The organism is Bartonella sp. MM97QHHN, assembly GCF_042194285.1.
In the GTDB taxonomy this organism is placed as follows: Bacteria; Pseudomonadota; Alphaproteobacteria; order Rhizobiales; family Rhizobiaceae; genus Bartonella.
Genome location: NZ_JBHIMS010000113.1, coordinates 129,750 through 143,812 on the forward strand (window position 1 = coordinate 129,750; position 14,063 = coordinate 143,812).

At 37.3% G+C, this 14,063-nt stretch carries 11 protein-coding genes; 1 reads left to right on the top strand and 10 read right to left on the bottom strand.

All coding sequences use genetic code 11. The features are described 5' to 3' along the window. Positions 1 to 162: 162 nt before the first annotated feature. Complete coding sequence (locus ACFIJW_RS09850) at positions 163 to 363, bottom strand: hypothetical protein (RefSeq protein ID WP_375634312.1); 201 nt, start codon at positions 361 to 363, stop codon at positions 163 to 165. A gap of 447 nt (positions 364 to 810) precedes the next feature. On the opposite strand from ACFIJW_RS09850, the gene ACFIJW_RS09855 reads away from it, so the two are divergent. Next, positions 811 to 1,344: a methylated-DNA--[protein]-cysteine S-methyltransferase gene (locus ACFIJW_RS09855; protein ID WP_375634297.1), complete on the top strand. Its 534-nt coding sequence runs from the start codon at positions 811 to 813 to the stop codon at positions 1,342 to 1,344. On the opposite strand, the gene ACFIJW_RS09860 is transcribed toward ACFIJW_RS09855, so the two are convergent. The 9 genes from ACFIJW_RS09860 to thiC all read right to left on the bottom strand — a co-directional run bounded on the left by ACFIJW_RS09860 (position 1,331) and on the right by thiC (position 13,039). Beyond that, the gene (locus ACFIJW_RS09860) at positions 1,331 to 3,652 is read right to left on the bottom strand and encodes an ATP-binding protein (protein ID WP_375634187.1); all 2,322 of its coding nucleotides are present in this window, start codon (positions 3,650 to 3,652) and stop codon (positions 1,331 to 1,333) included. The genes ACFIJW_RS09855 and ACFIJW_RS09860 overlap by 14 nt on opposite strands. A 286-nt stretch (positions 3,653 to 3,938) precedes the next feature. Beyond that, positions 3,939 to 6,566 carry an aminopeptidase N gene (gene pepN / locus ACFIJW_RS09865; RefSeq protein WP_375634185.1) on the bottom strand — a complete coding sequence of 876 codons (2,628 nt, stop codon included), beginning with the start codon at positions 6,564 to 6,566 and terminating at the stop codon, positions 3,939 to 3,941. A gap of 73 nt (positions 6,567 to 6,639) precedes the next feature. Continuing rightward, positions 6,640 to 7,479 carry a uracil-DNA glycosylase family protein gene (locus ACFIJW_RS09870; protein WP_375634182.1) on the bottom strand — a complete coding sequence of 280 codons (840 nt, stop codon included), beginning with the start codon at positions 7,477 to 7,479 and terminating at the stop codon, positions 6,640 to 6,642. Between the two features lie 447 nt (positions 7,480 to 7,926). Further along, complete coding sequence (locus ACFIJW_RS09875) at positions 7,927 to 8,685, bottom strand: hydroxymethylpyrimidine/phosphomethylpyrimidine kinase (RefSeq protein WP_375634300.1); 759 nt, start codon at positions 8,683 to 8,685, stop codon at positions 7,927 to 7,929. Next, the gene (locus ACFIJW_RS09880; protein ID WP_375634178.1) at positions 8,676 to 9,281 is read right to left on the bottom strand and encodes a thiamine phosphate synthase; all 606 of its coding nucleotides are present in this window, start codon (positions 9,279 to 9,281) and stop codon (positions 8,676 to 8,678) included. Before ACFIJW_RS09880 ends, ACFIJW_RS09875 begins: the two co-directional genes overlap by 10 nt. Continuing rightward, complete coding sequence (locus tag ACFIJW_RS09885; protein ID WP_375617625.1) at positions 9,278 to 10,051, bottom strand: thiazole synthase; 774 nt, start codon at positions 10,049 to 10,051, stop codon at positions 9,278 to 9,280. The genes ACFIJW_RS09880 and ACFIJW_RS09885 overlap by 4 nt, the downstream gene beginning before the upstream one ends. Positions 10,052 to 10,055: 4 nt before the next feature. After that, positions 10,056 to 10,253, bottom strand: coding sequence for a sulfur carrier protein ThiS (thiS, locus tag ACFIJW_RS09890; RefSeq protein WP_273791115.1), 198 nt, complete (start codon positions 10,251 to 10,253; stop codon positions 10,056 to 10,058). A 3-nt stretch (positions 10,254 to 10,256) separates the two neighbouring features. Continuing rightward, positions 10,257 to 11,207: a glycine oxidase ThiO gene (gene thiO / locus ACFIJW_RS09895; RefSeq protein WP_375617626.1), complete on the bottom strand. Its 951-nt coding sequence runs from the start codon at positions 11,205 to 11,207 to the stop codon at positions 10,257 to 10,259. After that, the gene (gene thiC, locus ACFIJW_RS09900; RefSeq protein WP_375617627.1) at positions 11,204 to 13,039 is read right to left on the bottom strand and encodes a phosphomethylpyrimidine synthase ThiC; all 1,836 of its coding nucleotides are present in this window, start codon (positions 13,037 to 13,039) and stop codon (positions 11,204 to 11,206) included. The genes thiO and thiC overlap by 4 nt, the downstream gene beginning before the upstream one ends. Between the last annotated feature and the right edge of the window lie 1,024 nt (positions 13,040 to 14,063).

Consider the following 14,063-nt stretch of genomic DNA (forward strand, 5'->3'; position numbering starts at 1 on the left):
TTTCCTATGACAAATATCTATGTGCGATTGTTGCGGGCAAAATATTTCAGTTCTGAGGCTACAATCATTTTATAAGTTAAGTGACAAAGAAAGTAAGCATTAAAATACCTTTTCCATGCTTTTTTTCATAAAATTGAAGATAAATTTCTTTTTTGAGTTGAGTCATCTCATCAGTCTATCAAAAGTATGACCTTTGATAAAAAAATAATAACAGTGCTCCAACAAATTAGAATATTCAAGCATACGTGGAGCATAAAAAGCCAGAACATCTTTCCAATCCATTGCCGGCATATTTTGTGTTTTATGACGTTTTTTGCTTAAGAGAGCACGCGCTTTTTCTGTTGCTTGTAAAACATAAGCCATTATTTATGGTTCGATGGGATTTCGTAAAATGAAATGGGAAGCTTATCGTGTTTTTCCGTAAAATACTGCCGTTTAGAGCTGTGATATAAGGTATGAAAATTTACCACATTAAGGTGTTTTTTGTTAGAGTGTATGATAGAATTCAGGACAGGATTTGTCTGTAGAGAGCTTATGAAATAAACCATATAAAATGGTTTCAGTTGGAATCTGTTATATAAAAAGCAAGATTGTTGATAGATCGGCTCTGGTCGAAGTTTCCGTTTTAGGGTAGGAAGACAGTCAATCTATGTATCTTTCCATTTCATAAAAGGGTGAGAGTGTATTTTAATACAATGGCTAAGGATATAATTTCAGAATGATTTTGTTTGTTTTTAAAAGATAGTGAATACTCTCCTTTTACTTTATTGATGATGTTCAAGACTTATTTAAAATATAAAGAAGGCTAAAATGCTGAACATTTCCCAAACAAGAGTATTCTGTTTGAAAGATGTATCAATAGGAAAGCTTTTGGTGGCTAGGTCTCAAAAAGGGATTTGTCATATAGCGTTAGGAGACACTATAGAGCAATTATTACAGGAGTTTACGATACGCTTTGGTGATGCACAACAAGTTGTAGGTGACAATACATTTAAGAGAGAAGTTGCCCATATTATAGCCATGATAGAAACACCTAAGCTGGTAAAAAAATATAATTTTCCCTTAGATATAAATGGTACAGTTTTTCAACGACAAGTATGGGCAGTATTATGTGATATACCATGTGGTGAAACAATTTCCTATGAGATCTTAGCGTGCCGTATTGGTATGCCGAAAGCTTTTCGTGCCGTTGCTAATGCCTGTGCACGTAACGAATTGGCTGTTATCATTCCTTGTCATCGTGTTGTGCGTAAAAATGGTTTTATTTCAGGGTATCGTTGGGGGGACAAACGGAAACAGATTTTACTACAACGAGAAAAAATGGAGAAATTTAACTTTGTGTGATGGGCATTATAATCGTTACAGTTGTTCCTTTCATTTCTTTTGAAGTAATTTCAAGTTTTCCTTTGTGGAGTTCTAGCAAGGAGCGTGAAATGGCTAAGCCAAGACCTGAGCCCGTATGAGATTTAGTAAGCTGATTTTCAACTTGTTCAAAAGGTTGCCCAAGTTTTTTAATTGCTGATTGGGGAATACCAACACCTGTATCTGTAATTTTAAAAATAAGATTATTTTTTTTCTTGAAAGCGCAGACATCAATATTTCCACCAGAAGGCGTAAATTTAACGGCATTAGAGATGAGATTAAGGAAAATCTGTTTCATTGCACGACCATCAACTTCAGCATGAAGTTCTGGGGTAATGTTTGTTGTAACAACAATATTTTTTTCTTGAGCTTGAGGCGTTAATGTTCGTACTGCTTCACTAATGATGGGCTCAAGATCGGTATTTTTACAATCAAGCGTAAATCTTCCTGCTTCGATTTTTGACATATCAAGGATGTCATTGATAAGGGTTAGAAGATGGGTTCCTGAATTGTAAATATCATGCATATATTCCTTATAGCGTTGTGAACCAAGAGGACCAAAAGTTGATTGCAACATGATGTCTGAAAAACCAAGAATAGCATTCAGAGGCGTGCGCAATTCATGAGACATATTGGCTAAAAATTCTGATTTAGCCTTATTAGCACTTTCGGCGCGTTCTTTTTCTGCTTTCAAACTTTTATTAAGTTTTTCAACTTCTGTTGCGCGTTGTTGAGCACTCCCTCGCGCGCGCTTGAGTTCTTGAATGAAAGAAAAAAGACGCCTTTCACTGTCTTCAAATTTTTCCTGTTGTTGTTTAAGCTCAGAAATATCAGTACCAATACAAACCAATCCTCCATCTTGGGTTCGTCGTTCGTTAATTTTGAGCCAACAACCATCTGCCGTTTGGCGAATACTGGTTAAGTTACCAGTACCATCATCTTTAAGGGGATATTCACTGAGTGCAGGGCGTGCCATGGCTTCGACGGTTGCACGTTGGATACCTGATTGTAGAATTTGTTTAGGAATAGCGGCATATTCGCAAAATTTGCTGTTGGACATGACTAAACGTCCTTCAGCATCCCACAAGACGAAAGATTCTGAAATGTTTTCAATCGCATCACGGATACGAAGGTCGGCTTGCGCCGTTTGTTCAGCCAATTGTTGCTGTTCACTAATATCGAAGGAAATACCAACCAAATGGGGTTCTTCTTCTTCAGTCACTTCGGCACGAATGCGCATCCATACATAATGACCATCAGCATGACGCATAGGAACGTTAATATCGATATGCTTTTTTTTACCGCTCATTAATTCCTGAGCAAGGTCAAAAAAATTCGCATCATTTGGATTGATAATGGCGCTAATTTGGGAAATTGAGAGCAATGCATCTTGAGGGACATAGCCGAGCATTTCGTACATTGCTCGTGACCAGTAGACGCGTCCACTTGCCATATTCCAATCCCATAGTCCACAGCGTCCACGCATCATTGCCATATCAATACGGTTTTGAATTTTTTCTGAAACAAGATCTGTTTTGCGTGCTCGTACAATTTGGTTATAATAAGCATAAAGAAGAGCGAGGATAACGCCACTAGTTCCAATGAACATGGTTATATTTAACGAGAGAGCTTTCCGCCATTCCATGTAAATATGTTGCATTTTTTTACTGATGAATACCCCATATTGTCCATTTTCTGTTTGCTGAAAGGAAGCAAGAGCAGGAATATCTTTTCCTATTGTAATTTTCATGATTCCAGCATGTTTTCCTAGAGCTTGTAAAGTAATGCTTTCAGAGGTAAAATCCTGTAAGGGTTTTCCTAAGACAATCTCGGAACTTGATGAAGCTAGGACATTGCCTTTTTGATCGACAATAGCAATAACAGCGCTGGTTTTTATAAAACCTTTGTTACGAAAATTGGTTAGGATATTTTGTAAATGATTATGAGAAAGAGCAGCAGCTTTTCCTTGTCGAGTGGCGGCAAGTAAGTCACGGTCGATTGTATTGGTAATATGAGAAGCTAAGAGAGTGATGGTAGAATGCGTGTTTTTATCAATTGTGTTGCGCCAATCATAGATTGATAGGAAACGGATTGCTGCTAGTATAACAAGAAATGCAAGAATTACAAATGGGAGTGAACGTCGCAGCCAAGGTTCAATAAAAAGAAGTTTTTTATAGGCAGAACCAGAAAATAGATTGGTACGCTCTGTCCGCTTCTTGCGACTTTGAGCGCTTGATTTTGAATCAGCATACACCTCCCTTGGCGCATTATATGCGTCCAATTTAGCCATCTCGCGTTCCTTTAATTCTGGAATAATGTGATTTAAAAACTGCTTCGATATTCATAGTAACCCCATCGAGTGCAATGAATCAAAACAGGAGTCTTCTGTCCAGTCTTTTTTTTAAAAAAAATAATTTTACTTTTATGATTTTGGAATATGAAAAGAAAAAAGTACTTTAAACGTGATCTATAAACAGGCTTAGATTGCCTGTTTATAGATTTAATGATGATCGAATAGTTTATAGAATTTATTTTAAAAAATATTATAGCATATTGATTTAAAATATTTTTTTGTTTCAAGTGAGCAGACGGTTGATGATATCAGCAACATCGCTTGATAATTTTGGCGCAGCAGCAATCATTTTTAATTCAGTTTCAAGTTTTTGTTGTCGAATAGGTTCTAATTGTCGCCAAGAGCGCATCATTGTTAATAATCGTGAAGCAAGCTGTGGATTTTTTTTGTCAATTTCCAAAATGACTTGGCAAAGAAAATGATAAGACGCTCCATCCATCCTATTAAAGCCCGTGAGATTGTTAGAGGCAAAAACACCGATTAGGGAACGTACACGATTAGGATTATCTTGTGAAAAAAGCGGATGTTGCATGAGCTTTTGAACATTCTCGAGTGTTGATGTGCCAGCAACCATTGCTTGAATAGAAAACCATTTATCCATGACCAAAGGGTCATGCTGATAGCGGTTTTCAAAATCATTTAAGGCATTTTGTGCCTGCTCACTTTCATTAAAACGCTTCACGAGAACAGCGATACTCGCCATACGGTCAGTCATATTATCAGCTGTTGCATACTGTATAGCAGCTCGATTTGGATTGGCTTCAGCAATGGAAAGGTAATCCAGTATGATATTCTTTAATGCTCGCTTTCCAGCTTGTGCTGTGTTTGGTGAATAGGGCTCTTGGGTTTGCATTTGTCCATAGAATTTTGTTAAGAGCTCTTGATGAGTTTGTGCAAGTGAAGCTAAAAACTGATGGCGGACATAATGAATACGATCTGGATCAATATTTTTACCGATTGTATGAGCAAGCTCAACTTCACTAGGTAAATTTAAACAGAAGGCACGAAATTCAGGCTCTAAGGTTTCATCTGTTATGATCGTTTCAATCAGCTTTAGCAAAGCAGAAGGGAGTGTTGCTTTTTCTTGTGTTTTATCTTGAATGCTGTGAATCAAAGCTTGCGTCATTAAATGATTAAGAGATTGCCAGCGATTGATGTGATTGTCATCATGTTGTGCAAGAAAAATAAGTTCTCTTTCATTGAATGGAGTGTGTAGAATGATTGGTGCTGAAAAGTCTCGCAGCAGTGATAAAACAGGTTTTTCATGCAGTCCCTTTAATGTAAACGTTTGGCTTTCCTTGGATAAAAGCATAACATTTGATTGAATATCTGTATCTGCTTCATAGGTGAGGTTTTCTCCGTTAGATCCTAACAAGCCAAATACGATAGGGATAAGCATAGGCTTTTTTGTATTTTGTTGTGGGGTTGCGGGAATATGTTGCTTTGTATGAATTGTTAAAACACCATCGCTATAATGACTATCGATTTCTACATTGGGTGTTCCTGCTTGTTCATACCATAGCATGAATTGGGAGAAGTCTTGACCAGACACTTCAGCAAAACAGGTAATAAAATCTTCAATTGTACAAGCTTGTCCATCATGACGTTGAAAATAAAGATCAGTGCCTTTACGAAACAGAGTAGGACCTAAAATAGTTCGTATCATGCGAACAACTTCAGCACCTTTTTCATAAACAGTTGTGGTGTAAAAATTATTAATTTGGCTATATTGACGAGGACGTACAGGATGCGCAAGAGGTCCTGCGTCTTCTGCAAATTGCGTCGCTTTTAATGCTTTTACATTTTCAATTCGCTGTAGGCTGCGTACATTTTGATCTGATGAAAATTCCTGATCACGATAAACAGTGAATCCTTCTTTTAAACAGAGTTGAAACCAATCGCGACAGGTAACACGATTACCGCTCCAATTATGGAAATATTCATGTGCAATGACACGTTCAACATTTCTATAATCCTGATCGGTTGCTGTTTCAGGATCGACAAGAACATATTTATCATTAAAAACGTTAAGGCCTTTGTTTTCCATTGCTCCCATGTTAAAGTCGGACACAGCAACAATATTGAAAACATCAAGATCATATTCGCGTCCGAAACATTGTTCATCCCAACGCATGGAACGTTTAAGAGCATCCATTGCATAGGTTGCGCGTTCGGTTTTTCCTTTTTCTACATAGATACCAAGCTCGATACGTCGTCCAGATACAGTTGTAAAATGGTCTTCTAACTTATCAAGATCTCCACCTACTAAAGCAAAGAGATAAGATGGTTTGGGATAAGGATCTTCCCAAATGGCAAAATGGCGATTATTCTCTAAAGTTCCTGTTTCCACCAGATTACCATTTGAAAGCAAGATTGGGATTGTTTGGGTATCTGCTTCAATTTTCACTCTATAGGTAGAAAGAACATCTGGGCGGTCGTAAAAATAAGTAATACGACGAAAACCTTCCGATTCGCATTGTGAACAATAAACACCATTTGAAAGATAAAGCCCCATAAGTTGGCGGTTGCTTTCAGGATTCAGTTCCGTAACCAATTTCAATGTAAAAGGAGCCGTTGGTGGCGTTGTAATTTCTAAACGTGAAGGCGTCACTTTATAAGTGTTTGGGGCTAATATCTCATCATTAATAGAAACAGAAATTAAAGTAAGATCATCACCAGAAAGAACAAGAGGTGCTAATTCTTTTGTATCGTGACGGGATTCAATAGACAATATGGCTGTAACATAGGTTTTTGTCGGTGCTAATTGGAAAGAAAGTTGTGTTTTAGGGATAACGTAAGGGGTTGGTTGGTAGTCTTCCAAACGATAAATAGATGTTATTGGCTGTTTCATAGTTTTTTCCCATTTGTATTTTAAGAGTTAAAGAAGGGTGTGTTAATTTTAGAAGCAATATAGGATTAAAGAATTACAAAAGGCTGTCGAGGCGATTTTTTACTTCTAAGAAGTCTATCCATGTAAGCTTCTTTTGACTAGGGGTTCTAAGAAGGTAAGCTGGGTGGAAAGTTGGCATAACAGGTATTTTTATATTATCCTCGCTTTCATAGATATGCCATTTCCCTCTTGTTCGGATAATCCCATTTTGAGATCCAGTAAGAAACTGTGCAGCAACGCCTCCCAGTGCTATAAGAACACGAGGACGCGCTAAATAAATGTGCCGTTCAATAAAAGGGCGGCACAAGGCAACTTCTCTTGGTGTTGGTGTACGATTTCCTGGTGGACGCCAAGGAATAGTGTTGGCAATGTAAACATTATTTCTTGTTAAGCCAATTGATGCGAGGATTTTATTAAGCAACATCCCAGCTTTTCCCACAAAAGGAATTCCTTGTATATCCTCGTCTCGTCCTGGTGCTTCGCCTATAAGCATCAGGGGGCTTCCTGCTGTTCCATCTGAAAAACAGGTATTTTTTGCTGTCAATTTTAATGAACAGCCATTAAATGCAAGGAGAGCAGATTTTAATTCATCAAGTGTCTTTGCACTTTTTGCACTCTCTATAGCTGTGGATTCATTTTGTATAGTCCTAGAGTTATGCAGCTGATGATGATCTAATTTTACGGTTGGAGATGTTTTGGGAGATGCTTGTTGATTATGAGAAATGTTAACAACAGGCGTTAATTTTCTCTCTGAACAAGCAGACTGCTTAAAACGATCAATAGGAAAATCTGTCAGAACGGCATCCGCACCACTTTCTTTATAAAAGTTTAAGAGTTCTTCATAGGAAATTGAGCAAGGCGTTTGATTTAACATTTTACTTTTTCTAATGATCTAGCGATTATAGATCAAACAAAATTATCCTTCAAGTTTTATTAAATGTATTCGCTAGCCATTAATGTATAAGAACGCTGATAGGCTTCTCTCTTTTCACAAAAAAGGCAAATCGTAAAATGCGAGTGTTCGCGATTATATGCATCTTTAAATGTATAATTTGTTTAAATTGCGCTATTTTAACTTTTTAAACAGACTAAACTCACTCATAATAAAAGAATTTTTTACTGAATGCAAGTGGTGTGATAATATTTTTTATCATTATATTCTATATTCAATACTTAATGAAAGTGAATTTTGTAGTATTTTATTTATAAAATTAAGTATAAATTTTATATTATTATATTTTTTAATAACTTTTATTAAAAATATTAAATATATTAATTGAAATATATAAATATTACTTTTATATAAGAAAATACTAAGACGTTATAAACTATTTTTACAATGGGTTAAAAGCAATGTGTGGATATATGCTTTTGCTTTTTTTACAGCTGAAATGAGAGGTTCATTTAATGCTAAATGCGCTGCAATAGCGCTTGAGAGAATGCAACCTGTTCCTCGCATTGTTCCTTTTAAACGTGGAGTAGAGATATTTATGACTTCAGTTTTGTCAATGAAGCTATCAATTGCAAGAGGACCTTCTGCATGTCCCCCTTTTACTAAAATAGAGCGAGCTCCCAATGACAAAAGTTTTTTTGCTTGTTGTATTGCTTGCTTATCATGAGATGCCAATGGACTTTGGCTAAGAAGAGCGAGTTCTTCTCTATTCGGTGTTAAAAGATCAACATGAGGAAGCAGTTTATCGATCATAGTGTCGATGATTGTTTCCGTTATTAGTTTTCCTCCTGATGAAGCGACAAGTACAGGGTCCAAAATAACTGGAACATGGGGATAGTCTTTGAGTACGTTACAGATTACTGCTATAATTGCTTTTGTCCCCGTCATACCGATTTTTATTGCGCTTATTGGATTTGCTTCTAGGGCAGCACGCATTTGCGCAGCGACGAGGTCTCCACGCATTGGAATGATTTCGACAACGCGATTATCATCTTGTACGTTAACACAAGTAATTGCTAAATTTGCTTTTATTTGAAAATGCGCAGTGGTTTCTATATCACGAACAATACCAGCACCTCCTGTTGGATCAGTGCCCGCAACAATAAGAATGGAAGGTATCAACGCCATGTTTGTGTCACTTTTATCCACTGCTGTACACGTTCTTCAGGTTTTTTATGGAGGATAATATCAGTCACAACAGCAGCACTATTTGCTCCTGCTTTTAAAACACCAACTGCGCGTTCTGGTGTTAAACCACCAATACCCACCAAAGGTAAAGCACCAATCCGCTTTCTCCATTGTTTGATTTTCTCTAGTCCTTGCGGCATCCATTTCATTTTTTTTAAGATTGTCGGATAAATAGGACCAAGTGCAATATACTCAGGATTAGCAGAGAGTGCGGTATCCAATTCATATTCATCATGTGTACTAAGACCAACTTTTATACCACTTTTACGAATTGCGTGAAGATCAGCATTGCTCAGGTCTTCTTGTCCCAGATGAATAAAATTACACTTTTCATCAATTGCTATTTCCCAATGATCATTAATAATTAATTGTGCTCCCAATTTATTGCATATGTTTTTTGCACGCTTAATATGTTGACGGATTATTTGTTGATTTTCATGTTTCATACGCAATTGTACGAGCTTGATACCAAGAGGAAGCAAACGTTCAATCCAATCAGCGTTATCAACGATGAGGTAAAATGGATCCAGTTTCATGAAAATACCGCTTTTCCAATGATTGGTGTTGAAGGGACTGCTACATTGCGTGCTTCGATCATGCCAGCTTTATATCCCATACGTCCTGCTTGAACAGCTTTAGAAAATGCTTCAGCCATTAAGACAGGATCAGCTGCTTTAGCAACTGCGGTATTAAGCAGTACTGCATCATAACCTAGTTCCATCGCAATGGCGGCATGTGATGGGCGTCCAATGCCGGCATCAATAACAAGAGTAGCATCAGGAAGGTAAGCACGGATAGAACGCAATCCATCAGTATTATGAGGTCCTTTGGCAGAACCAATAGGAGCACACCAAGGCATAATAACACGGCAACCAATGTCGAAAAGTTTTTCAGCAACAATGAGATCATCCGTTGTATAGGCAAAAATTTTGAAACCTTCATTGTTTAAAATTTGAGCAGCTTCGATTAAGGAAAAAATATTTGGCTGTAAGGTGTCTGAATTACCGATAATTTCGAGTTTAATCCAAGCTGTTTTAAAAAGATCTCTTGCTAATTGCGCTGTGGTTACGGCTTCTTTAACAGTATAACAACCAGCAGTATTAGGAAGCACTGTTACCCCAAGATCTTGAAGAAATTGCCAAAATTGTCCGCCTTGTTTTCCTCCTGCAGTTTCACGGCGCAAGGAAACAGTTACAATTTCCGTATTCGATTTATGAATAGCATCACGAAGGATTGCTGGTGAAGGATATTGCGCTGTACCTAATAGAAGACGGGAAGAGAATTGTCGTCCATAAAGATTCAGCATAATTTTAGCCTCCTTGCATTGGGCTTAAAATTTCAATTTTATCTCCTTCATGCAAGACAAATTGGCTTCGTGCATCTATAGGAACAACTTCAGCGTTAACAGCAGTTGCAAGCCAATTCCCTTCATACCCCAATTCTTCAAGCAAGAGACCGAGAGTCATAACTTCTGTTTGGACTGTTTCACCATTAACAAATATTTGCATGCTTTATTCCAATGCCAATTTCATTGCTCGTTTTGCCATTTCTGGAGACAACAGAAAACCATGTCTATAAAATCCATTAATAGAAATAAAGTTACCATCTTTATGCACAGAAGGGAAGTTATTAGGATAACATGGACGAACACCAACGCCAGATTCAATAATTTCTGCTTCAGCAAAAGCAGGATGTAAAGTATAAGCCGCGTTGAGCAGTTCCATCATTGATCTTACAGAGATTGCACCATCAAAGTCACTTTCAATCATCGTTGCACCAATCATAAAAATATTATCTTGTCGAGGTACAATGTAAAGAGGAAACCGTGGGTGAAGAAGACGAATTGGACGCGAAATTTTAATATCGGTGCAGCGCACGAGAAGCATTTCACCGCGTACGCCCCGTATATTTTTATCTTTTCCTAAACGTGCTATTCCTGTCGCATCAATAACAATATCAAAATTTTTTTCAGCCTTCTCTACATCAACAAAACAGGCTCCATTGTTGAGAAGCTTTTCTTTTAAAGCCATAAGTGCTTTGCGAGGGTCAATATGGGCTTCATTTTCATAAAAGAGTGCACAGTTAAAACGTTCAGCAAGATCTGGTTCAAGATGAGCTATTTCTGTATTATCTATGGTTTTGTGATTATGCGTACGCACAGAAAATCGTTCAAGCTCTCCTCTATCTCGTGTAGGTGCAACCACTAAAGTGCCTTTTTGTATGACAAGGTTGGGGAGCGTTTTACGCCACCATTGTATAGCTTGTACACCAAGATCTTCAACAATTTGTTCTGCACTTTCCCTTTCACAGTAAGGTGCGAGCATTCCTCCTGCATACCAACTAGCACTTCCTATAGGTGAATGAGAGGGGGCTGATACAGTAACAGAAGCACCTTTTTGCTTTAACATAAAGGCAGCTGTTAAGCCGCCTACACCTGCACCTTTGATAAGAATGTTCTTCAACTATTTACTTTCTTTTTTTGAGGAGGAACAATTTCCATATAAAGGTCACCATTTTTCTGATATTTTTCGGCCATGGCGATCATACCTTCCCCTTTTGTTTTTCTTATTGCGGCTGCCTCACGAATATCATGGGAAATACGCATAGAACAGAACTTTGGTCCACACATGGAACAAAAATGCACCAATTTATGGGCTTCTTTAGGCATTGTCTCATCATGAAAGGCACAGGCTGTTTCTGGATCAAGAGAAAGGTTAAATTGATCATGCCATCTAAAATCAAATCGTGCACGCGAAAGAGCATTATCGCGCAATTGTGCTCTAGGCAAACCTTTGGCAAGGTCTGCGGCATGAGCAGCAATTTTATAAGTAATCACACCAGTTTTTACGTCATTCCTATCGGGCAGTCCTAGGTGTTCTTTAGGTGTTACATAACACAACATAGCAGTTCCAAACCATCCAATCATAGCGGCACCAATTGCTGATGTAATATGGTCATAACCAGGAGCAATGTCTGTTGTAAGAGGTCCCAAAGTATAAAAAGGCGCCTCATGACAAAGATCTAATTGTTGCTCCATATTTTCTTTAATTTTGTGCATTGGGACATGCCCAGGGCCTTCAATCATAACCTGTACATCTTTTTTCCAAGCAATTTTTGTCAATTCTCCCAAGGTTTTAAGCTCTGCAAATTGGGCTTCATCATTGGCATCGGCAATAGAGCCAGGACGCAATCCATCCCCCAATGAAAGAGAGATGTCATACGTTTTTGCAATATCACAAATTTCATCAAAATGTTCATAAAGAAAACTTTCTTTATGATGATGCAAACACCATTTTGCCATAATAGAACCACCTCGTGAAACAATACCTGTTACCCGATCAACGGTCAAAGGGATAAAAGGTAGTCTTAATCCCGCATGAATGGTAAAATAATCAACCCCTTGCTCTGCTTGCTCAATAAGGGTATCACGGAAAATGTCCCATGTTAAGTTTTCGGCAATACCCTGTACTTTTTCGAGTGCTTGATACAGAGGAACAGTCCCGATGGGAACAGGGGCATTTCGAATAATCCACTCACGAATATTGTGAATGTTTCGACCTGTTGAGAGATCCATAACTGTATCTGCTCCCCAGCGAATGGCCCAAACCATTTTATCAACTTCTTCTTCCATAGATGAAGTCACTGCTGAATTGCCAATATTGGCATTAATTTTAACACGAAAATTACGTCCAATAATCATGGGTTCGCATTCTGGATGATTAATGTTTTGTGGGATAATGGCGCGTCCACAAGCAATTTCATTGCGAACAAATTCCGCAGTATAAATTTCTGGTATTGATCCAGCAAATGTTTCATTTGATGGTACATTCTGCCGTTCTTCTACTGCTAATCCTTCATTTTCTCGTATAGCCACATATTCCATTTCTTCGGTAATAATGCCTGCGCGTGCGTAAGCCATTTGTGTAATTGCTTTGCCATTTTTTGCTCGTAAAATAGAACGTTTTTGCTTAAAGGCTGGTGTAAGGTTTTTATCAGAAGTCAATCCATTATCTTCAGGTTTAACTAATCGTGCAGGATAAGTTTCAGTATCATCCCGCTTAGAGAGCCAAGGCAAGCTAATTGCTGGCAGGCCTTTTGTAATATCAATGATCATATCTTTATCTGTGTAGGGGCCAGAAGTATCGTAGACGTTTAAAGGTTTTTCACCACTGCCATCAGCCAGTGAAATTTCACGCAATGGTACGCGCACATCAGAAAAGAGAAGGCTCTGTTGATAAATTTTGCGTGAAGCGGGAAAGGGGCTACAACTGATTGATGGAGTATTTTTCTGCACAAACTTTTTCCTTATAGACACAGAGTTCAAAAATAGGTTGCGATGTTAATGGAGTTATGATGTTAATGGAGATGTATTCAAATTATCAATTACGAGCATTCAGAAGAATAGGGATAGTATTGCTTTATAGCAAAGAAAACCCAATACATCTCAAGAAAAATTATTTTGAAAAACTAAAACAATATCTATTCTAATATTTGCATGCCTCCTCCCACTTGAAGTATTTTTGTTAATACGAATATGGTTGGCTTAAATATCTATATTGTCAATCATAAAAATATATTTTAAACAATTTTGGTTTGTTTTTAAGAGTGAAAATAGATATTATGAAGTGATAAACTATGATATTGAAGCTTTTATAAACCAGAATAAAGTTAAAAACGGACTATCAGGGAAAAGTAGATAGTTTATGGCTCTGATTGAGATTTTTTTCATATTAAAATAATAACTCAGAATACCATAAGATCCTCTCATCATATATCTTTTCATATAAAAACATTTCCTTGCACGTCATAAATGGGAGCGTATGGGGCAAAGCACTTGAAGAAAGGAAGCCAAATGTCATTTAATGAACATTCTAAGATGTGAGGCTGTCAAAACGTGGGGGACAACAAAATGTATGATGGATTCCACTTGTATCTTCAAAATCTTAAAGCTGATGATCTATAATGGCTTGCTATTGTATCATGGACGTGCGCTGTCGTAAAATGAAAGGAGTATATTTTGAGCAATATTTCTTAAAAAGTGCGTAATATGCAATATCATTATATTTTGTTTGGGGCATTCTATTCTTCATGAGGGGGATGTTCCCATTAAGAATGCGATAAACAAAAGCGTGAAACAATACCTAATCTTTATTATTAAAAATAATATTGTCTTGAATTAAGAAGAACACCAATAATTGCAAGATGTTGTTTAGAATGATTTATTGTTCTTGCAAAAAAAATATACATATAATAATATATAGAGGTAGATGTGTTAACTGTGGGAGGGGAAAAGTTGGTTATGGGGCGTTTAAAAAACA

What these genes read in the sequence shown, in the direction of transcription:
- pepN (WP_375634185.1), bottom strand. Translation starts at nt 6,566, where the DNA reads ATGAAACAGCCAATAACATCTATTTATCGTTTGGAAGACTACCAACCA.
- ACFIJW_RS09880 (WP_375634178.1), bottom strand. Translation starts at nt 9,281, where the DNA reads ATGAAACTGGATCCATTTTACCTCATCGTTGATAACGCTGATTGGATT.
- ACFIJW_RS09875 (WP_375634300.1), bottom strand. Translation starts at nt 8,685, where the DNA reads ATGGCGTTGATACCTTCCATTCTTATTGTTGCGGGCACTGATCCAACA.
- ACFIJW_RS09855 (WP_375634297.1), top strand. Translation starts at nt 811, where the DNA reads ATGCTGAACATTTCCCAAACAAGAGTATTCTGTTTGAAAGATGTATCA.
- ACFIJW_RS09870 (WP_375634182.1), bottom strand. Translation starts at nt 7,479, where the DNA reads ATGTTAAATCAAACGCCTTGCTCAATTTCCTATGAAGAACTCTTAAAC.
- ACFIJW_RS09860 (WP_375634187.1), bottom strand. Translation starts at nt 3,652, where the DNA reads ATGGCTAAATTGGACGCATATAATGCGCCAAGGGAGGTGTATGCTGAT.
- ACFIJW_RS09850 (WP_375634312.1), bottom strand. Translation starts at nt 363, where the DNA reads ATGGCTTATGTTTTACAAGCAACAGAAAAAGCGCGTGCTCTCTTAAGC.
- thiS (WP_273791115.1), bottom strand. Translation starts at nt 10,253, where the DNA reads ATGCAAATATTTGTTAATGGTGAAACAGTCCAAACAGAAGTTATGACT.
- ACFIJW_RS09885 (WP_375617625.1), bottom strand. Translation starts at nt 10,051, where the DNA reads ATGCTGAATCTTTATGGACGACAATTCTCTTCCCGTCTTCTATTAGGT.